Here is a 19,209-nt window from a genome sequence, read left to right on the forward strand (position 1 = left end):
CTCTGACGTTTTTTTGTTTACATAAATTGAAAAGGATTTGTGTTGGATTCAGAAACAAACAGTTGTACATCATACTTTTTATCTGAACATAGCGATTGAAGTTTCGCCTTTACGCCCTCTTTCATAATCTTTTCAGCATAATGCCCTGGGTCTACTACGTTCAGCCCGAGCATCATGGCATCATGTGCGACGTGGAAATAAAGATCTCCTGTCACATACACATCAGCACCCATTCTCTTTGCTTGATGAATATATTTATTTCCGTCTCCGCCAAGCACAGCTACTTTTTTCACAACAGCGTCCTGATTACCTACAAAGCGAGCACCATTTACATCCAGCTTTGTCTTCACAAATTGTGTAAAGTCTCCAAGGGTCATTGGTTCTCTTAGCTCTCCTATACGGCCAAGCCCTTTTTGAATAGGTGGAAGATCTGTTGTGTGTACACTATAAGCGACTTCTTCATAAGGATGTGCTTTGATCATTTCTCGAATGACTTGTTTTTCAATACTTGCCGGGAAAATGGTTTCAATCCGCACTTCTTTCACAAATTCCAATTGACCGGATTCACCAATGAACGGGTCTGCATCTTCTGATGGCAAAAAGCTGCCTGTCCCTTCATTTGAAAACGCACAATGGCTGTAGTTGCCAATATGGCCGGCACCCGCATTTCCTAAAGCTGTACGGATGGCTTCTTCAAATTCCTGCGGGACATAAAGAGCAAGCTGTTTGATTTGATCTTCATATGTTGGGACTAACACACTTGTTTCTTCAAGTTCTAAAGCCTCCGCAAGCAAGTCGTTGACTCCTCCATCAGCCACATCTAAATTCGTATGTGCCACATATACTGCAATATCATGTTTGATGCATTTCTCAATGATCCGTCCAGCTGGCTGATCTGTCGCTACATGTTTTAACGGACGGAAGATCGGTGGATGGTGAGCAATAATGAGATCCACATTTTTTTCAATTGCCTCATCTACCACATTCTCTAATACATCTAAGGTGATCATGACATTGTTTACCTTTTTATTTAACGTTCCAATTTGAAGACCGATTTTGTCACCTTCCATGGCATATGCCTTTGGTGAAAACTGTTCAAATAATTGGATGATTTCATGTCCGTTTACTGTTTTAGCCAACAGTCAAAACCTCCTTTAAAATCTTTATTTTCACATGCAGCTCTTCAAGGCGCTCCTTGTTCTCTTCTGTTCGTGCTGCCTGCTGGATTTGACTTTCTATCTTCTTCATATGCTGAAGTTCTTGCATCCACTTGCGCCGGAAGACGTCATTTTGCTCTTTCGCAAGAAACGGACCAACTAGCATGCCGGTTTCAATTGACATCCCTTCATAGGCTTTATCTTTGTCGCCTTTTTCGGCGATGATGATTTCGTATATTTTGCCATCCTCTTCTAAAATGACTTCACCCATCAATTCATACCCCTCTTGATAGAGCCATAAACGAATGTGGTGAGCATGGATATTCGGCTGAAGAATGAGCCTTTCATGCCCTGTGAGCTTATGCTTGCCGTCATTTAAAATGCTTGCGATGAGTGCTCCGCCCATACCTGCAATCGTGACTGCATTCACTTCACCCTTTTCAATGACTTCAAGGCCATTTCCTTTTCTGACCGAGATCTGGTCATCTAATTCTAGTCTATGTACTTGCTGCTTCGCTGATTGAAGCGGTCCTTCTGTTATTTCACCAGCAATCGCTTTTACTGCTTTATGATGCAGGATCGCATAGCATGGCAAATAGGCATGATCTGAGCCGATATCAGCAAAGACAGCCTCATGTGGTAAAAAGTCTGCTACTCTTTTTAATCGTTTTGATAAATTCATTTCATTCATACGTATCACTACTTTTCTTTAATGTTCATTCTTGTCTATCTTATATAAATTAAAAGTCGTTTTCAAATGAAAAAAGCTCTTCTGATCAAAAAGAGCTTTTTGCGTAACATTATTTAATTTTGGATACCCATTCTGACATTTCATCGAGCTTTTCATTCGGGATTAGCCCGGCTGGCATCCCGTTGCCGCCTTCTTGAATTTTCTTTTTAATGTCTGCTACTTCAAGCTTGTCTCCAACACCTTTTAATGCAGGACCTGCGCCGCCTTCATAGTTTTCCCCGTGACAGCTTAGACAGTTCTGTTTATACAATTCTTCCGGCGTCGCATTTGCTGTTTCTTCTTGCTTTTGCTCCTCGCCTCCAGAGGCGATTTTGTCTTCATCTTTCAACCCCTTCATTGATAAGAAAAAAGTGAGTCCAATACCTAAAATGGCAATCAATAAAAATGGTATAAGTGGATTCCGTTTCATTTCTTTCATCCTCCCCTTTGTGAAAAACCCCTTTAAGACTATACAAACAATTCTAATTCTACTTTAATTTTACAAAAAGTAAACGAATTATGATACAAAACTTTGGTCAAGTTCACAGATTAGACAAAAATGATGCAAAGATGAGAAATGAAGCCTTCAACACATTTTGATGTATTTTTTATACATCTTTTCTCTAAGAACGTTGCAAATTCATTATTTATTCAGTAAAATATAATCAGATTGAAAAAAGCGTTTTCATTTTTGATGAAGAAAGAACGGATCTCTTTCAAGATCCGTCCAGTTTCTACTCTAAGAAGTCTTTTAATCGTTTACTTCTGCTTGGGTGTCTTAATTTACGAAGAGCTTTCGCTTCAATTTGGCGGATACGCTCTCTTGTGACGCCGAACACCTTTCCAACCTCTTCTAACGTACGTGTTCTTCCGTCATCTAGTCCGAAACGTAGTCTCAGTACATTTTCTTCACGGTCCGTCAGCGTGTCTAATACATCTTCAAGCTGCTCTTTTAACAATTCGTATGCAGCATGGTCAGATGGAGATGTCGCCTCTTGGTCTTCAATAAAATCACCAAGGTGCGAGTCATCTTCTTCACCAATAGGTGTTTCTAAAGATACTGGCTCTTGTGCAATTTTAAGAATTTCTCTAACCTTTTCTGGCGTTAAATCCATGTCTTCAGCAATTTCCTCTGGCGTTGGTTCTCTGCCTAGGTCTTGCAGAAGCTGTCTTTGAACACGGATCAATTTATTAATGGTTTCCACCATATGAACCGGGATCCTGATTGTTCTTGCCTGATCGGCAATCGCACGCGTGATCGCCTGTCTAATCCACCAAGTCGCATATGTTGAGAATTTGTATCCTTTGCGGTAATCAAACTTCTCAACTGCCTTCATAAGACCCATGTTTCCTTCTTGAATCAAGTCAAGGAACAGCATACCACGACCGACGTAGCGTTTCGCGATGCTGACAACGAGACGAAGGTTTGCTTCCGCTAATCTTCTTTTTGATTCCTCATCGCCTTCTTCGATCTTTTGTGCATACGTAATTTCTTCTTTAGCAGATAACAAATTGACGCGTCCGATTTCTTTTAAGTACATACGAACAGGATCATTAATTTTGACACCTGGTGGTACGCTTAAATCATTCAGGTCAAATTCTTCTTCCGCTTTAGCCAGCTGCTGAACATTAGGGTCTTCTGTCTCTTCGTTTTCACTAATGAGCTCTACACCCTGTTCGCCTAAGTATTCATAGTATTCATCCATTTGGTCTGATTCAATTTCAAAGCTAGACATACGCTCTGCAATTTCTTCGTATGTTAAAACGCCCCGTTTTTTACCCGTTTCAGTGAGCTTATCTCTCACCTGTTCAAAGGTCAATTCAGTTTCGGTTTCGTGGGCTTGTTTATCAGCCATTATGGATCCCTCCTTCCAAAGCTTGCAACGAATTCTAAAGTAACTTGCGATTTGCTTCCGCCCTGCTTTTCTCTCTTTATCAAACAGATGAGCAAATAGGAATAAAATAAATAATGATGAAGGCAAGATGCTTGCGGTCTTATGCTCCTCCCATAAAGGATTCATTGCCAGCCGTAAGTCTTGTCATAAATATTAGACGTATTACTTCAGCGAACGGTTCAACTGAATAATTTCTTTTGCAAGTGTTGCCGCTTTGAAGAAATCTTTTTGCCTCTCCGCTTCTGCACGTTCTAGTTCTTTTTCCTTTATCATTGACAAATTCCGATGATTCAACACTTTTTTTACATAATCACTTAATTCAGCTTCACTCAGTTCGTCTCCAACTTGAATCATGAATATATCTGTCAGAAGCTGATTGATGACATCATCTTCTATACGGTTCATCAGGTGCTGCGGCGTTGGTTCTTTGCCTTCTTCATACAAAGCGTAAATGTATGTGGCAAGCGCCCTGTGAGAATCTATATTAAATTCAATCCCTACTCTGTCCAGTACTTTACGGATCACGTCATCGCTTTTTAACATATGAGCAAGCAGCATTCGCTCTGCATTTTCATATGCTGGGCGCAGACGTTTTCTTCGTACTTGTGTTGACAGATGTGCACGCCGTTTTTCAAGCCCGCTTTCTTCCTGCGTGCTTTTGGCCTCTTGACGCTGCTGTTTTTCAAACAGCTCCAGTTGTTCCTTTAATGAATCAAGTGAGATCGAGAACTCTCCAGCAAGCTGTTTCATGTAAATCTCTTGTTCCAAGGAACCGTTTAACCGGCTAATTTCTCGGAGTACCTGCTTCATATAAGAAAGCCGATCCCCTTCATCAGATAAATTCTTTCCCCTTCGGAAAAAGTTCATCTTAAAAGTCATTAATGTCACGCTTGCATCTATGATGTCATTCCTAAATTTCTCGCCGCCATATTTACGAATGTAATCATCTGGATCAAGTCCATCTGGTATCATGGCAACGCGAACTTTACATCCTCTTTTTCCAAGCAAATCTGATGCTTTCATGGTGGCTTCATAACCGGCCGTGTCAGAGTCATAGCAAAGAATAATCTCTTCTACGTTCCGTCTGAGAAGTTTCACGTGCTCTTCTGTTAGAGACGTTCCCATTGTTGCAACACTTTCGCCGACACCTGATGTGACAGCTGAGATGACGTCAGCAAATCCTTCAAAAAGAACCGCACGTTCGCGTTTTCGAATATGCATACGCGCGTCATGAAAGTGATAAAGCAGCTTACTTTTATGAAAAAGTGGCGTTTCAGGACTATTCATATACTTGGGCTGCTGATCACCAAGTGATCTTCCGGAAAAAGCGACGACTGTCCCATGATGATCATGAATAGGAAACATCACACGATCCCTAAAGCGGTCAAAAAAGCCTGTTCCGTTTTCACGTTGAATCAAAAGACCGGCCTTTTCCATCATCGCAGGATCAAACCCTCGTTTTTCTAAAAACTTGGTCACGAAATCCCAAGAGTCAAGAGCATATCCGATCTCAAACTTGGCAATTGTTTCATCTGTAAAGCCTCTCGCCCGTAAATAATCGAGTGCGTTTTGACCTTCCTTTGTATTTACCAGCAAATGGTGGTAAAATTTCTTAAGAAGCTCATGCGCTTCAATCATTTTATGATCTGCTGTGTCCTCTTGATGTGAGGAGCTGATCTGAGCATTTGCTACATGATCAGGCAAATCAATATGGTACTTATCAGCAACATGTGAAACGGCTTCAATAAATGAGTAGCCTTCCATTTGTCTGAGGAACGAAAATACATTACCTCCTGCACCACAGCCAAAACAATGGAAGATTTGCTTATCTGCTGAAACAGAGAATGAAGGAGTATTTTCACCATGGAATGGACAAAGACCGAAGTAATTTCGACCTTGCTTTCTAAGCTGTACGTATTCTCCAATCACTTCGACAATGTCTGCGTTTTTTTGGATTTGCTCCAAAAGTTCATCTGGTATACGTTTGCTCATCCTAATAACACTCCGTCGTACATTATTCGCCTTTTAATTCAAAAATCCTTCATGATTCGACAGGATTTTTTGTAGTTGCGCAATAAATCGCTTTTTATCCTCTTCTAAAAGCTTTTTGGGACCTTTTCCGTATACACCTTTTCTTCGCTGTTTACTGGAAACATGCCTGCGTTCCAAATCAAAATCAATTGTTTCGTTCGTGTACATCCGTCCTCTTTCAGACAGGACAATGACCTGTCTTGGAAGTAGTAAGGAGGCAAGACCAATGTCTTGGGTGACGACAATATCATGTGCGGCAACTGAGTTCGCAATGACTAAATCCGCTGCTTCCTTATGTGTATCTACAAACCGCCAATCTTCAAGTGGAGATCTTTTGGTTTGAAAATGCTCATATGAAGCAATGAATGTCACTGGTATTTGAAATTGAGATGCGACAGAAAGGATTTCGTCTTTTACAGGACAAGCATCTGCATCGACATAAATCGTCCTCTCATGTTTATGTTCATTCAGGTGACTAATTCTCCATCCCTCCACCTTATTCCTGCTTTAGAGAAGCAAAAAGACCATACTTTTCCCCCATATAGCAAACAACAGTAAAACTCATTTTGTCGAAAAGTTATGTTCAGAATCACTTGACTTCTGCCAATATTAGTTTATTCGTTCTTGACTTAACTTAAACCTAAAATCAATCATTTTATCACAATTTTTTATTATAATACAAATGCAGCAAATATGCCATTGTTTTTGTTTACCCGTTTCCCACCATAGGAAAAACCCAGGAGGAGCATCCTGAGTTTATTCGGAACCTCTTTTGGTCAGCATTTGATGAATGACATTTGCCGTTTCTTCAACTGCTTTATTGGATACATCAACGACTTGACAGTTAATGCGGTCCACCACTTTTTCAAAATACTCTAGCTCTTCTTTAATCCGTTCAATGTTCGCATAAATCGCACGATCATTTAAACCTAGAGATTTCAAACGCTCTTTACGAATATGATTGAGTTTGTCTGGACTGATTTTCAGACCGATGCATTTCTTTGGATCAACTGAAAATAACTCCTCTGGCGGATCTACTTCAGGAACAATTGGAACGTTCGCTACCTTCAGCCTTTTATGCGCCAAGTATTGAGATAGTGGTGTCTTAGATGTACGTGATACACCGATGAGTACAATATCAGCCTTTAGAATGCCTCTTGGGTCTCTGCCGTCATCATACTTCACTGCGAACTCAATGGCTTCAACCTTTTTAAAATAGTCCTCATCTAATTGACGTACACGCCCCGGCTCATGTTTCGCTTCATTTCCATAAGCAGTCTCCATCTTGTCGATCAGTGGTCCGATGATGTCATAATAAACGACTCCGTTTGCTTCTGCCTCTTCAATTAAGAATTGGCGCATTTCTGGCACAACAAGCGTAAAGCAGACGATTCCGTTATCTGCTTTCGCCAGTGAAATGACTTCTTTAATCGTACCGACATCCTCTACATACGGGATTCTTCTAATATTTGAATGGTCTGATGAGCCGCCATCAAATTGGCTAAGTGCCGCTTTGACTACGAGCTCTGCCGTTTCTCCTACTGAATCTGATACCACAAAAATTACGCGATTACTCATAACATCCCCTCGCAGTCTTCTGTAATTAGATTATTTCGTTCTCTGATAAGCTAACAAGTATTTTCGTCATGTTTGTTTTTGTAATTCTGCCGACCACTTCAAAGCCTTTATCCGTATCTTTTATAACAGGAAGTGCATCTATCTGCTTTTCAATCAAGTGCTTCGCCACATCCATAATGAAATCTTCCTTGCGGCAAACGGTGATGTTCGGCATTCTTGTCATAATAATATGGACAGGGATTGATGGAAGCTCCTGTTTTCCAATACTTGCGCGAAGAAGGTCCTTCCTTGACAACACGCCTGTTAAAATAGAGTGATCGTCCACAACGAATAATGTGCCCACATCCTCTAAAAACATCGTACAAATCGCATCATAAACCGAAACATTCTCATGTATGACCACTGGAATGGATTGAAAATCTTTCACTTGAAGTTTTTTCAGCTTATCTGCTAAAAGCTGCGTGCCTGTTTTTCCTGTGAAAAAGTAACCGACCCTTGGTCTTGCTTCTAAAAAGCCTGACATCGTTAATATGGCTAAATCCGGTCTGAGGGTCGCCCTCGTTAAGTTCAGACGATCGGCGATATGCTCTCCAGTGATCGGACCATTCTCTTTGACAATCTGTAAAATCTGCTCTTGCCGTTTATTTAACTCGATTGTACTCACCACCTTTAAATAGAGAGAGCGAATCTTTACTTTATGTATATCATTTTCATAACTCATCATATTATAGCGCATCTTTGTCCGAATGAGACAAAAATCCACTCAAAAACCGTGAATTAAATGAGTAAAAAACGATTGCCCTTCAAAAAAGGCAACCGTTCTTAGGTATTTATTTTACAATTAAATTGTTCATATTCGCAAATGATTGAATGACTTTAGCTAGTTTGACCATTTGTGCCAAACGATTTCGCTTCAGCTTTTCATCATCTGCATGAACCATTGTGTGATCGAAATAATGAACAATCGGTGTTTTTAACGTATCAAGTGCCTCAAGTGCTGCGCTGTATTGACCTGCTGCTACATGTTCCTTGACGGCTGTCTCTACTTGCTGATACGCCTCATATAGCTTTTGTTCATGCTCATTTTCAAACAGCTCAGGCTGAATCTCTGCGTCTTCACCTTTTTTACTGATTGAAATGACGCGTCCTAATGCTTCTGCTGTTTCTTTGAAGCTTTCTTGTTTCACGCTCTCTTCAAGAACAGCTGCTTTTTTCACAACTGCATAAGGTTCAATATCTTCAACATCTAGCACTGCATCGACAACATCATGACGAATATGCTCTGCTTGGAGGACATATTTTAAACGATGTGTTAAAAATTCAATGAGAGCAGTTTCGTGTGCTTCTTCTACTTGAGCAAGTGCCAAAAGCTCTTTGAATGAAATATTCCAATGACGATCAAGCAGAATTTGAACGATACCGCTCGCTTGTCTTCTTAGTCCATAAGGATCTTGAGAGCCGGTTGGAATGACATCAATTGAGAAGAAGGAACAAATCGAATCCAGCTTATCGGCTATTGCCACAATTGCACCAATCAAAGTGGTAGGCGCCTCATCACCGGCAAAGCGCGGCATATAGTGCTCGTTGATGCTTTTAGCCACTTCTTCATGTTCGCCAAGTGCTTTTGCATATTTCTCGCCCATGATTCCTTGTAATTCTGGGAATTCATAGACCATTTGAGTCACAAGGTCAAATTTCGAAATACTTGCCGCTCTTGCCACACGCTCTGTCGTTTCCTCATCCGCACCGACATGTGCTGCTAAACGCGTCGCAATGTTAGTCACTCTCTTTAGCTTGTCGCCAATTGTGCCAAGTTTCTCATGGAATACGACCTTATCAAGCTTCTTAATATTGTCTTCAATGACTAGTTTTTCGTCTTCTTTATAGAAGAAGGCAGCATCTGATAAACGTGCACGAAGTACTTTTTCGTTCCCTCTTGCGACATTTTCAAGCGCTTCACTGTTTCCATTTCTCACCGTAATAAAGTGCGGCAATAATTCCCCTTGCTCATTTTTCACAGGGAAATAACGCTGATGCTCTTTCATTGTCGTTACCAATACTTCTTCCGGCAATGCAAGGAATTCTTCTTCAAAGGAACCCGATAGCACCGTTGGGTATTCTACAAGATTGTTGACCTCTTCTAGAAGCTCAGGATCAACAGGAATCACCCATCCTTTTTCTGAAGCTAGAGCATTTAGCTGCTCGGTAATGGCTTGTTTTCTTTTATCTGAATCTGCAATGACAAATTGGTCGCGCAATGTTTGCTCATAAGAAGCAGGTGAGTCGATGATCGCTGCCTTACCAAGGAAACGGTGTCCTCTTGTCTCACGGCCGCTTTTCACCCCAGCAATGTCAACAGGTACAATCTCCTCTCCAAATAAACAAACAATCCATTTAATCGGACGGATGTAGCGTAAATCTTTGCTTCCCCATCTCATGTTCTTTGGAAAACTTAATGAAGTGGCGATCTCACCTAATGCTGGCAGAAGGTCTTTAACTTGTTTTCCTTCTTCAAACTTCTGCACATGGACATAATCCACTCCTTTGATCTCTTTAAAATAGAGATCATCTGTTGAAGCACCTTGTCCGCGGGCAAAACCTTCCGCTGCTTTTGTCCAGTTGCCTTCCGCATCTTGTGCAATCTTTTTAGCCGGACCTTTTGCTTCTTCTTTGATGTCTTCTTGTTTTTCTGCGACACCTGTCACAAGTACAGCAAGACGTCTTGGTGAGTTAAATAGAGTAACATCTTCAAATGGAATGTTTTGCGTTTCAAACCACGCTTTTACTTTTTCGCCTAGCTGCTTTGTGCTTTCTGACATGAAACGAGCCGGCATCTCTTCTAAGCCGATCTCGAGTAATACATCTTGTTTATTCATGAGAAGCCGCCTCCTCTTTTAGCATAGGGAATCCCAATTTTTCTCGTTCTTCATAATAGGTTTTGGCTACTTTTCTTGCTAACTGGCGCACTCTTCCGATATATCCAGTTCGCTCAGTAACAGAAATTGCGCCCTTTGCATCGAGCAGGTTAAACGTATGAGAGCATTTGAGCACATAATCGTATGCTGGGTGAACAAGTCCTTTGTCCATTTGGCTATGCGCTTCCTTCTCATAGGTCGTAAATAGCTCAAACAACATGTCAGTATTAGATGTTTCAAATGTATAAACAGAGTGCTCATATTCAGCCATTAGGAATAAATCTCTGACCGTGAATCCGTCAGTCCATTCAAGATCGAAGACATTTTCTTTGTCCTGAATGTAGGAAGCAAGACGTTCAATACCGTATGTGATTTCAACGGAAACAGGCTTACATTCCAAACCGCCGACTTGCTGGAAATATGTGAATTGGGTGATTTCCATTCCATCAAGCCATACTTCCCAGCCAAGTCCTGCACAGCCAAGAGATGGGTTTTCCCAGTTGTCTTCGACAAAACGAATATCATGTTTCAGCGGGTCAATACCAAGCGCTTTCAATGATTCAAGATACAGTTCTTGAATATTGTCAGGTGACGGCTTAATGATCACTTGGAATTGATGATGCTGATACAATCTATTTGGGTTTTCTCCATATCTGCCATCAGCTGGGCGTCTTGAAGGCTCAACATACGCTACCTTCCACGGCTCTGGACCAATGCTTCTGAGGAACGTGTATGGACTCATCGTTCCGGCACCTTTTTCTGTGTCATACGCCTGCATTAATACGCAGCCTTCATTTGACCAATGCTTTTGCAACGTCAAAATCATGTCTTGAATATTCAATGATCGCACCTCCATCTTTTCTACACCATCCACTATGTATAGCGGGTGGGTCTAGAACCCCGCAAAAGAACACAAAAACTCCCGTCTCTATGCTCACAAGGCTCCTTGCAAACATAGGGACGAGAGTTTTTCCCGCGGTTCCACCCTATTTGCTGGTATCGTAGCAACCAGCCGCTTTGTTTTACGTTGCTCAAGAATGCCTTTCGTTACGCCTCCATCCTTAGCTCACACCGCCCTAAGGTCGCTTTTATGGATTCTGCGCAAGTACTTCTTTCTGTCAATGCAACATATTTTATCTTAGATGATCTTACAAAAAGTCATGGAAGATGTCAACTTTTGTTTTCCCCGCCCATAAGCCTTTTCATGGATTCCATTTGATTCATGAATTTTTTTGATTTCAAATAAAGGCCTGAATACTCGTCATAGTAGTGGTCGAGCACTTGACGAATTTCTTGTTTCGTTTGCGGTTTCACATCAACCTGACCGAGCCTTGATAAATCAAAATAATGAAATAAACGGAGCAGCCTTGCAGCTGCTGGGGATAAGGGCAGTTTATACGGATCTTTAGAAAAGCAATTTTGGCAAATGAAGCCGTTATCTCTAATTGAGAAATGAAACTGCCCTTCTTTTTGACCACAATGAACACATTGATCAAGTTCGGGCTTCATCCCCATCACTGATAACATTTTAACCTCTACGATAAATAAGATAATATCAGCATCTGTGCCTTCATTCAGATGACGCAGAGATTGAAGCAGGAGCTCAAACAAATAAGGGTTTGGCTTTTTTTCTTCTGTGCCTTTATCGAGTAATTCTGTCATGTATGCGGCATATGCGGTCAAAAATAAATCTTCCCGAATGGTCCGCATACTTTCAATCATTTCACCTTGCTGGAGCGTTCCAAGTCCTGTTGATGATTGGATCAGGAAGGTTCCGTATAAAAACGGCTGGCTTATGGCTGACAGGCGACTGTTTGATTTTTTTGCGCCTCTTGCCATCACACCAATTTTCCCATGTTCTCTAGTGAGCAGCGTGACAATTTTGTTTGTTTCGCCATAATCTGTTGTTCTAAGGACGATTCCTTCACTTTTAATGAGCATTTGTCTACACTCCGAGCATTAGAGGGGGTCAAGAATTATAAGATTGGAAAATCAAATCGTGCTATCTCTTCTTCAAGTACATCGGGTCTTTCCAGGTTCTCCTTTTCTAACTCTTTGAAAAGCAGATACGTGTCAACGCTTCCTGTTTGTGAAAATACGTTCCATGTAAAATTCAACATAAAAACCCCACCTTTCTTTATTAGAAGCAGCAACGCTACATCCAACATATTAATTTTATCTTGACCAGGCTACCTCCATTTCATGATAAACAATTTTTACTAATCGAACCGCACCATTGTCAGATTTTATGACAACAGCAACGATTTTTTAATATTCGTCTTCTCTAAATCCGAAGTCACGAAGGTGAGTGGACTTATTACGCCAGTCCTTCTGAACCTTTACCCAAAGCTCCAGATACACTTTTGAACCGAGAAGTGCTTCGATATCTCTGCGCGCTTTTTGTCCCACTTCTTTTAATAAGCTGCCTCGTTTCCCAATCACAATCCCTTTTTGTGAATCACGTTCTACGACAATGGTCGCCGCCACATGGATCTTGCCATTTTCATCTGGCTTAATGGACTCGATCGCAACTGCAATGCTATGCGGAATCTCTTCTCTCGTTAAATGCAGCACTTTTTCACGAATTAATTCAGAAATAATAAACCGCTCTGGATGGTCTGTTACTTGATCTGCTGGGTAAAATTGCGGGCCCTCAGGAAGATAACCTTCAACCTGTTGAAGAAGCGTATCAATGTTGTTTCCTTCAAGAGCTGAAATTGGCACAATTTCCTTAAATGGATAACGTGTGCGATATTCATCAATTAAAAGGAACAGCTCATCTGGGTGAATTTGGTCGATTTTATTGACGACTAGAAATACTGGTGTAGATGTTTGCTTGAGTCGTTCAATGATGAATTCATCACCCTTGCCGTAGCCTTCCTTTGCATTGATCATAAACAAGATCAGGTCGACTTCCTTCAGTGTATTTTGAGCCACTTTCATCATAAAATCACCAAGCTTATGCTTAGGTTTATGAATACCTGGTGTATCGATAAAGATCGTTTGTGACGTGTTTGTTGTTAAGACACCTTGCACTTTATTTCGTGTCGTTTGGGGCTTATCACTCATGATAGCAATCTTTTGTCCAATAACACGATTAAGAAAAGTTGATTTTCCTACATTTGGTCTTCCAATAATTGATACAAATCCTGATTTGAAGCTTTCGTTAGTCATTTAAATCCTCCGGTGAAAATGCGCCTGGCAATAGTTCATTTACTGTTGTTTCGTATATTTGTCCTTTTAAGTTCGTTAGAATCACTGGCATGTCAGGTGCACATAGCTCTGAAATGACCTGTCTGCATGCCCCGCACGGCGAAACAGGACGGTCTGTATCAGCCACTACTGCTAGCATTTGAAACGATGTGTTGCCTTCTGAATAGGCTTTAAAAAGTGCTGTTCTTTCTGCACAGTTACACATACCATATGCTGCATTTTCAATGTTGCAGCCTCCATACACTGTTCCATCATTCGACAGTAATGCTGCACCGACTTTGAATTTTGAATAGGGTACATATGCAAAGTCCCTTGCTTTAACTGCTTCTGAAATCAACTCTTGTTTGTTCATTCCTAGTTCCCACTTTCAGAAGAAATGGTACCACTGTCACATTTATATTTTACATAATTCACGTGACATTTTCACGCCCATTTCTAAAAATGTTAATAAATAGTAATATTGTTCTATTGCATGATCTTCGGTAAGAAGATGATCAATCCAATCATAACCGAAATCGCGGCGTAAACGCAAACAGCGCCTGCTGCAGCGTCTTTCGCTTTCTCAGCAAGCGGGTGCCTCTCTTCTGTCATCAGGTCCACTGTATGTTCAATGGCTGTATTGACAAGTTCAAGCGCAAACATCCCCCCGCATAAAAGCAAAACGATCATCCATTCAAATGGTTCAATGTGAAACCAAAAGCCGCAGATCATCACGATGATGGCTGCGACTGTGTGAAATCGAAAATTCCGTTCATTCAAGAAAGTTCGCCATATTCCTCTAAATGCATAATAAAAACTCCGAAAAAAACGGGCAAGCGGCCTTCTTTTCTTACGAAGATCTTGAAAGGCCATAATCATCCAAGATCTTTGTCTGTTTGGCGAACATTTCTTTTTCATCTTCCTCTGTCATATGATCAAACCCGAGCAAATGCAGAAATCCATGAATGGTGAGGAATCCAAGCTCTCTCATAAAGGAATGTCCATATTCCTCTGCCTGCTCTTTCGTACGGTCCACACTAATGATGATGTCGCCAAGTACTGGCGGAATATCATCAGCACCAATGATTTCAATTTCCCCTTCTCCTTCTTCCTCAAGTGCAAATGAGATCACATCCGTTGGTGCGTCTTTTCCGCGGTATTCTTTATTGATTTGATGAATCTCTTCATTCGAGACGATCGTCACTGATACCTCCGCTTGATCTTTAACCTCAAGGGCATCAGCAGCGAACTGAAGAAGCTTTTCCACTTCTTCAAGCTGCTCTTTTGATACTTGTCCTGTTTCATCTATTAAATCAATTAACAATGTCATTTACTTCACCTTCTGCTTCGGGGCATCCGGATATTCAATCCGAGAATGGAAAATCCCCTTTAATGTTGTACAAATCGTTTGACTAATAATATTTAACTCTTTAAATGTCAGATCACATTCACTGAATTGCCCATCCTGCATTTTATCGGAAATAATGCCTTTGACGAGCTTTTCGATCCGTTCTGGATTTGGATTATGCATCGATCGTACCGCTGCTTCCACGCTATCCGCTACAGAAATAATTGCCGCTTCTTTTGATTGCGGTTTTGGACCAGGATAACGGAATTCTTCTTCTGTCACCTGATCATCACGCTCTTTTGCCTTATAGTAAAAGAACTTTAACAGTGACTTCCCGTGATGCTGTTCGGCAATATCGACAAGCTCTTCAGGAAACTTCTTTTCTCTCAGCATATCAGCTCCATCTGTCGTATGAGCAATAATGATATTTTTACTTAACTGAGGGGAAAGCTTGTCATGCGGATTATCAATGTTCATTTGGTTTTCGATAAAGTATTGGGGTCTTTTCGTTTTGCCAATGTCATGATAATAAGCGCCAACCCTTGCTAAAAGACCGTTTGCTCCGACTGCTTCACATGCCGCATCCGCTAAATTTGCCACCATGACACTATGATGATATGTACCTGGTGTCTCTGTTAAAATCTTTTTAAGCAGCGGATGATTTGGATTTGATAGTTCAATCAGCTTCATTGTTGAAAGAATGCCAAACATACTCTCAAACACAGGCATTAGCCCAATGACCAAAATAGATGATGCAAACCCTGACACAATTGCCATCATAAGGTTTACACCGATTTCAAGCCCTGATGGTGAGGAGTTTTGGATGAGCGTAATGGATAGAACCACAAGGACATTCACCAAAGCGACCCAAAGCCCTGCCTGTAATATTTTTGAACGTGCATTATGCTTTCTCAAAAATAAAATGCCCGCCATCCCGCTCACAAGGTAATAAGCGCAGATCACATAGTTAAAGACGCCGGTTACACCTTGATTAAACATCATACTGCCGCAAAGAGCAAATACAAGGCCAGAGAAAATCGCTAGCCGCTCATTGATAAGCAGCTTGATCAGCATTGTGCCAAGTGCCACTGGCACCACATATCCTATTGTCGTATATTTCGTTTCCTGGAAGAGACTGAATACTTCCATGATGACTAAAATAATCGTGAAAATGAGCGAATAGAGTAGCAACGACTTATTCTTATGAACAAGCGATTTTTTCCTCGATTCAAGTGAATGAATAATCGCTGCTAAAAACAGTCCAATCAAGATCATAAGACCGCTTACAGGCTTAATCAAATTGGAGCTGTTTAAGAGCCCTGTCAGTTCTAATTTACGATACACTTCTCGGTCGATAAGCTCTCCTTCTTCGACTAAGATTTGCCCTTGCTTAATCTGAACCGGCTGAATATTATCAGCGGCTTCTTGTCTTTTCTTCTCTGTTGCCACTGGATCAAATACATAGTTTGGAATGATCGCAAATTCACCGATTTCTTTCGCTGCATTTAAGTATTTTGATGGAATTGAGTTGTTTTCAAGCTCTGTTTTCACTTGTTTTTTCTCTTCTTGCAATTTCGCTGCTGTGATTTCTTTACTCATCAGTGAATTCACCACTGTGATGATAGAATCCTTAGTAAAAGAGAGATTTTCGTCACTTGCTTGAAGCAGCGCTTTGATGGATTGGTCTGAAACAGCCTCCTGCATATCTGAGGTCAGTTTTTCTTTCACACGCTTGACCATTTCTTTATCCGATGGCGGATTCTCTTTTTCATCAGCTGCTTTTTTCTCTTCTTTTATAGCTTCGAAAAGGGAGGAGATGAGATCAACTCGATTGTCAGAATACGCTTTTTTGAGTGTATATTGATCCTCTACTTGATCTGTTGCTTCTTGTTTCTTTTCTTCTGTCGCTTCTTGATCATCGACGGTTGATGGAGAATAGATGGTCTGTTCGCTCACCGAAAATAAATCTAAGTCGAGCGATTCAGGCTTTACATGGAAGAAGAGCACCACGAACAGAATGGCTGCTAAACCAGCGTATAGCAAAACATTTAAATAGCGTGAGCGCTCCATTTTCTGAGGTTCTTTTTTAGACAGCAGTCTTTTACGGTTACTGTCTTTCTGATTCTTTCTCAAGGAAAGTACCTCCTTTTTTACTTTAAACCACGATCGAAACAAAATGACCCGATGAAGACGATCGGGTCATTAAGGTCATTTTTGCTTTTCGTATGCTCCGATGATCTTTGCCACAAGCGGGTGTCTGACCACATCTGTTTGGTCTAGCTCAATAAATGAGATGCCCTTGATCTCTGCAAGCATGTCCTTTGCAGCTGCAAGGCCAGACTGCATGCCCTTCGGCAAGTCAATCTGTGTAATATCTCCTGTAATGACCATTTTAGAGCCAAACCCAAGTCTCGTCAAAAACATTTTCATTTGGGCAGGCGTTGTATTCTGTGCTTCATCTAAAATAACAAATGCGTCATCGAGTGTCCGCCCTCTCATGTAGGCAAGAGGCGCTATTTCAATCACACCACGCTCGATTAAACGTTCCGTATGATCACTGCCAAGCACATCATGTAAGGCATCATATAGTGGTCTTAAATAAGGATCTACTTTTTCTTTTAGATCACCTGGTAAAAAGCCAAGACTCTCTCCTGCTTCTACAGCTGGTCTTGTCAGGATAATTCGTTTCACATGTCCATTTTTCAGTGCATGTACGGCGTTGACGACTGCCAAATACGTCTTCCCTGTTCCAGCTGGTCCAATTCCAAAGACAAGGTCATCTTTTTTCATTGCCGCAGCATATTCCCGCTGGCCAATGGTTTTTACCCTGATTGACTTTCCTTTAGCATTTTTCGTAATTTCATCTTCATACATATTTTCAAAATAATTGAGCTTATCTTTTTGCGCCATTTTAATGGCATATACGACATCCCGTTCAGAAATCTCAATTCCTTTTCGGATGAGATGTAAGAGAGATGTCATCAGACGGCTCGCTGTTTCTCTTGATGCTTCCTGACCAGAAACATACACTTTTTCTCCGCGCGTAATAATGGAGACATTCAGCTCGTTTTCCATCAGTTTCAGATAAGCATCTTGATTACCAAATAAAGCAATCGCTTCGTTTGGGCTATCTAATTTTTGTTGAATTTCAAGTAAATGTTCTGTCATTCTCTAGTCTCCCTGAACAATAGGTGTTGGTTGAACAATATCTTCTATTACTTGGTAAAGGATGATTAACTTAACTTTACCATTCCCTGTTGTCTCGTGCAAAACTTTTTCACTTTTCACCTCTCCTGTTTGACCTAGCTTCTCTTCTAATTCTTTTTTACCCATTTTAACCCCTGCTTGAACTGCTTCTTTATTTGTGTATGTTTGGTTCATTTTTTCACTTTCGCGTGTCGTTTCTTTTTCATAGGAAAATGGGAGCTGGAAATTTAAGAAATGGAGTGGGTGAACTTCTGTTTCTGTTTTTGGGTGCTTAAAATCATCCTTTTTAAAGGAAAAGCCCCAAAAAGGCACTGAACCTCCAAATGCGGAGAGCTTGTGCTTTGTCTTCATTTTACCCGTAAAGACATCAAAAGATGTTTGAAGAGGGACAGAAACTTCAGAACGATACCACGTTTCTCCATAAATTTTTGCTTTAGCACCGACCGTTTTTTGCTGGTCTTCGCTGCCGATGAGGCCAGAGACGAGCATTTGTCCTTTCTTCACATGTTCATCAACTGCGGCAAGCGGCTCTCCTTTTTCCACATACATTCTCGTGATGACCGCCTTCTTCTTGGCCACAATATGCTGTGGACTTGTATATTTTTCTTTTTCCGGCTCATTTTTTTCCACAACTTTCATTTGAAATGTTGTACCGTTTAGTTCAACGCCAACCCATGTAATGCTTTGAATATTGGCGGTCAGTGATTTTTGGATTTTTTCAGGTGTTCCCATTAGAAACTGAAAACGGCCTTTTTGTACCCCAATCTCGTCTAAATGCTTTCTCATCTGATGTTCAGTTTCTGGATTGGCTCCTTTAATATCAATTTTCCACACCATGTTCGAAAGCGCCAATATCGTCGCTAGAAAAAACACAATCCCAAGGGTAAACCCGATATTCTTCCTTGACCATAGGAGAAGGAACGGAAATCCTTTTTTTTGATGAAATGAACATGTTACCTCATGATGTCTTTGTACTTTTCTGAAAGCATGTACATCTGATAAGCGAATAAATAAGCGCACGCTGTCTTGACGGCGGCTCACTTGAAACATTGTGATCCCCTGTCTCGTGCACTCATTGATAAGCCGCTCAATGCCGTTTCCCTTGATCTCCACTTCCACTCTGCCAATAAAATAGGCGAACCATTTATTCTTCACA

19 protein-coding genes and 1 other annotated feature are annotated in these 19,209 nt (G+C 41.0%); all 19 genes read right to left on the minus strand.

Features of this window, described 5'->3' with window-relative positions; genetic code table 11:
- Nucleotides 1-17: 17 nt before the first annotated feature.
- Complete coding sequence (locus tag NKR21_RS12615) at nucleotides 18-1,139, minus strand: Nif3-like dinuclear metal center hexameric protein (protein ID WP_144455861.1); 1,122 nt, start codon at nucleotides 1,137-1,139, stop codon at nucleotides 18-20.
- Nucleotides 1,132-1,848 carry a tRNA (adenine(22)-N(1))-methyltransferase gene (locus tag NKR21_RS12620; protein WP_144455859.1) on the minus strand — a complete coding sequence of 239 codons (717 nt, stop codon included), beginning with the start codon at nucleotides 1,846-1,848 and terminating at the stop codon, nucleotides 1,132-1,134. Before NKR21_RS12620 ends, NKR21_RS12615 begins: the two co-directional genes overlap by 8 nt.
- A 109-nt stretch (nucleotides 1,849-1,957) precedes the next feature.
- Entirely contained in the window at nucleotides 1,958-2,317 is a 360-nt protein-coding gene (cccA, locus tag NKR21_RS12625; RefSeq protein WP_041815739.1) for a cytochrome c550, read from the minus strand.
- A 304-nt stretch (nucleotides 2,318-2,621) separates the two neighbouring features.
- Nucleotides 2,622-3,743 carry an RNA polymerase sigma factor RpoD gene (gene rpoD / locus NKR21_RS12630; protein ID WP_008342392.1) on the minus strand — a complete coding sequence of 374 codons (1,122 nt, stop codon included), beginning with the start codon at nucleotides 3,741-3,743 and terminating at the stop codon, nucleotides 2,622-2,624.
- 201 nt (nucleotides 3,744-3,944) lie between these two features.
- Nucleotides 3,945-5,774, minus strand: a complete 1,830-nt coding sequence (gene dnaG / locus NKR21_RS12635) for a DNA primase (RefSeq protein ID WP_012010607.1) — start codon at nucleotides 5,772-5,774, stop codon at nucleotides 3,945-3,947.
- A gap of 33 nt (nucleotides 5,775-5,807) precedes the next feature.
- Nucleotides 5,808-6,308, minus strand: coding sequence for a YaiI/YqxD family protein (locus tag NKR21_RS12640; RefSeq protein ID WP_012010608.1), 501 nt, complete (start codon nucleotides 6,306-6,308; stop codon nucleotides 5,808-5,810).
- A 261-nt stretch (nucleotides 6,309-6,569) separates the two neighbouring features.
- On the minus strand, nucleotides 6,570-7,391 hold the full coding sequence (locus tag NKR21_RS12645; RefSeq protein ID WP_008342399.1) for a pyruvate, water dikinase regulatory protein: 822 nt from the start codon (nucleotides 7,389-7,391) through the stop codon (nucleotides 6,570-6,572).
- A gap of 25 nt (nucleotides 7,392-7,416) precedes the next feature.
- Nucleotides 7,417-8,055: a transcriptional regulator CcpN gene (ccpN, locus tag NKR21_RS12650; RefSeq protein WP_024423017.1), complete on the minus strand. Its 639-nt coding sequence runs from the start codon at nucleotides 8,053-8,055 to the stop codon at nucleotides 7,417-7,419.
- Nucleotides 8,056-8,221: 166 nt separating this feature from the next.
- Nucleotides 8,222-10,267 carry a glycine--tRNA ligase subunit beta gene (gene glyS / locus NKR21_RS12655; RefSeq protein ID WP_144455857.1) on the minus strand — a complete coding sequence of 682 codons (2,046 nt, stop codon included), beginning with the start codon at nucleotides 10,265-10,267 and terminating at the stop codon, nucleotides 8,222-8,224.
- The gene (gene glyQ, locus NKR21_RS12660) at nucleotides 10,260-11,147 is read right to left on the minus strand and encodes a glycine--tRNA ligase subunit alpha (RefSeq protein ID WP_012010611.1); all 888 of its coding nucleotides are present in this window, start codon (nucleotides 11,145-11,147) and stop codon (nucleotides 10,260-10,262) included. Before glyQ ends, glyS begins: the two co-directional genes overlap by 8 nt.
- 112 nt (nucleotides 11,148-11,259) lie before the next feature.
- Nucleotides 11,260-11,437: a binding site (T-box leader), on the minus strand.
- 39 nt (nucleotides 11,438-11,476) lie between these two features.
- Nucleotides 11,477-12,247, minus strand: coding sequence for a DNA repair protein RecO (gene recO / locus NKR21_RS12665; RefSeq protein ID WP_144455855.1), 771 nt, complete (start codon nucleotides 12,245-12,247; stop codon nucleotides 11,477-11,479).
- Between the two features lie 35 nt (nucleotides 12,248-12,282).
- Nucleotides 12,283-12,426, minus strand: a complete 144-nt coding sequence (locus NKR21_RS12670; RefSeq protein WP_003217288.1) for a YqzL family protein — start codon at nucleotides 12,424-12,426, stop codon at nucleotides 12,283-12,285.
- Between the two features lie 148 nt (nucleotides 12,427-12,574).
- The gene (gene era / locus NKR21_RS12675; protein ID WP_088000408.1) at nucleotides 12,575-13,480 is read right to left on the minus strand and encodes a GTPase Era; all 906 of its coding nucleotides are present in this window, start codon (nucleotides 13,478-13,480) and stop codon (nucleotides 12,575-12,577) included.
- Nucleotides 13,473-13,871, minus strand: a complete 399-nt coding sequence (locus NKR21_RS12680; RefSeq protein WP_088000410.1) for a cytidine deaminase — start codon at nucleotides 13,869-13,871, stop codon at nucleotides 13,473-13,475. The genes era and NKR21_RS12680 overlap by 8 nt, the downstream gene beginning before the upstream one ends.
- Nucleotides 13,872-13,984: 113 nt before the next feature.
- Nucleotides 13,985-14,371 (minus strand): diacylglycerol kinase family protein, encoded by a 387-nt coding sequence (locus tag NKR21_RS12685; RefSeq protein WP_041815743.1) that lies wholly within the window; start codon nucleotides 14,369-14,371, stop codon nucleotides 13,985-13,987.
- On the minus strand, nucleotides 14,349-14,828 hold the full coding sequence (gene ybeY / locus NKR21_RS12690; protein ID WP_012010615.1) for an rRNA maturation RNase YbeY: 480 nt from the start codon (nucleotides 14,826-14,828) through the stop codon (nucleotides 14,349-14,351). Before ybeY ends, NKR21_RS12685 begins: the two co-directional genes overlap by 23 nt.
- On the minus strand, nucleotides 14,829-16,940 hold the full coding sequence (locus NKR21_RS12695) for an HD family phosphohydrolase (protein WP_371869448.1): 2,112 nt from the start codon (nucleotides 16,938-16,940) through the stop codon (nucleotides 14,829-14,831).
- A 114-nt stretch (nucleotides 16,941-17,054) separates the two neighbouring features.
- Nucleotides 17,055-18,014, minus strand: a complete 960-nt coding sequence (locus tag NKR21_RS12700) for a PhoH family protein (RefSeq protein WP_003217430.1) — start codon at nucleotides 18,012-18,014, stop codon at nucleotides 17,055-17,057.
- Nucleotides 18,015-18,017: 3 nt separating this feature from the next.
- On the minus strand, nucleotides 18,018-19,208 hold the full coding sequence (yqfD, locus tag NKR21_RS12705) for a sporulation protein YqfD (protein ID WP_144455853.1): 1,191 nt from the start codon (nucleotides 19,206-19,208) through the stop codon (nucleotides 18,018-18,020).
- Between the last annotated feature and the right edge of the window lies 1 nt (nucleotide 19,209).

Source organism: Bacillus sp. 1735sda2, assembly GCF_024159245.1.
In the GTDB taxonomy this organism is placed as follows: Bacteria; Bacillota; Bacilli; order Bacillales; family Bacillaceae; genus Bacillus; species Bacillus pumilus_O.

What these genes read in the sequence shown, in the direction of transcription:
- NKR21_RS12620 (WP_144455859.1), bottom strand. Translation starts at nt 1,848, where the DNA reads ATGAATGAAATGAATTTATCAAAACGATTAAAAAGAGTAGCAGACTTT.
- cccA (WP_041815739.1), bottom strand. Translation starts at nt 2,317, where the DNA reads ATGAAACGGAATCCACTTATACCATTTTTATTGATTGCCATTTTAGGT.
- rpoD (WP_008342392.1), bottom strand. Translation starts at nt 3,743, where the DNA reads ATGGCTGATAAACAAGCCCACGAAACCGAAACTGAATTGACCTTTGAA.
- dnaG (WP_012010607.1), bottom strand. Translation starts at nt 5,774, where the DNA reads ATGAGCAAACGTATACCAGATGAACTTTTGGAGCAAATCCAAAAAAAC.
- NKR21_RS12645 (WP_008342399.1), bottom strand. Translation starts at nt 7,391, where the DNA reads ATGAGTAATCGCGTAATTTTTGTGGTATCAGATTCAGTAGGAGAAACG.
- glyS (WP_144455857.1), bottom strand. Translation starts at nt 10,267, where the DNA reads ATGAATAAACAAGATGTATTACTCGAGATCGGCTTAGAAGAGATGCCG.
- recO (WP_144455855.1), bottom strand. Translation starts at nt 12,247, where the DNA reads ATGCTCATTAAAAGTGAAGGAATCGTCCTTAGAACAACAGATTATGGC.
- NKR21_RS12670 (WP_003217288.1), bottom strand. Translation starts at nt 12,426, where the DNA reads ATGTTGAATTTTACATGGAACGTATTTTCACAAACAGGAAGCGTTGAC.
- era (WP_088000408.1), bottom strand. Translation starts at nt 13,480, where the DNA reads ATGACTAACGAAAGCTTCAAATCAGGATTTGTATCAATTATTGGAAGA.
- NKR21_RS12680 (WP_088000410.1), bottom strand. Translation starts at nt 13,871, where the DNA reads ATGAACAAACAAGAGTTGATTTCAGAAGCAGTTAAAGCAAGGGACTTT.
- NKR21_RS12685 (WP_041815743.1), bottom strand. Translation starts at nt 14,371, where the DNA reads ATGGCCTTTCAAGATCTTCGTAAGAAAAGAAGGCCGCTTGCCCGTTTT.
- ybeY (WP_012010615.1), bottom strand. Translation starts at nt 14,828, where the DNA reads ATGACATTGTTAATTGATTTAATAGATGAAACAGGACAAGTATCAAAA.
- NKR21_RS12700 (WP_003217430.1), bottom strand. Translation starts at nt 18,014, where the DNA reads ATGACAGAACATTTACTTGAAATTCAACAAAAATTAGATAGCCCAAAC.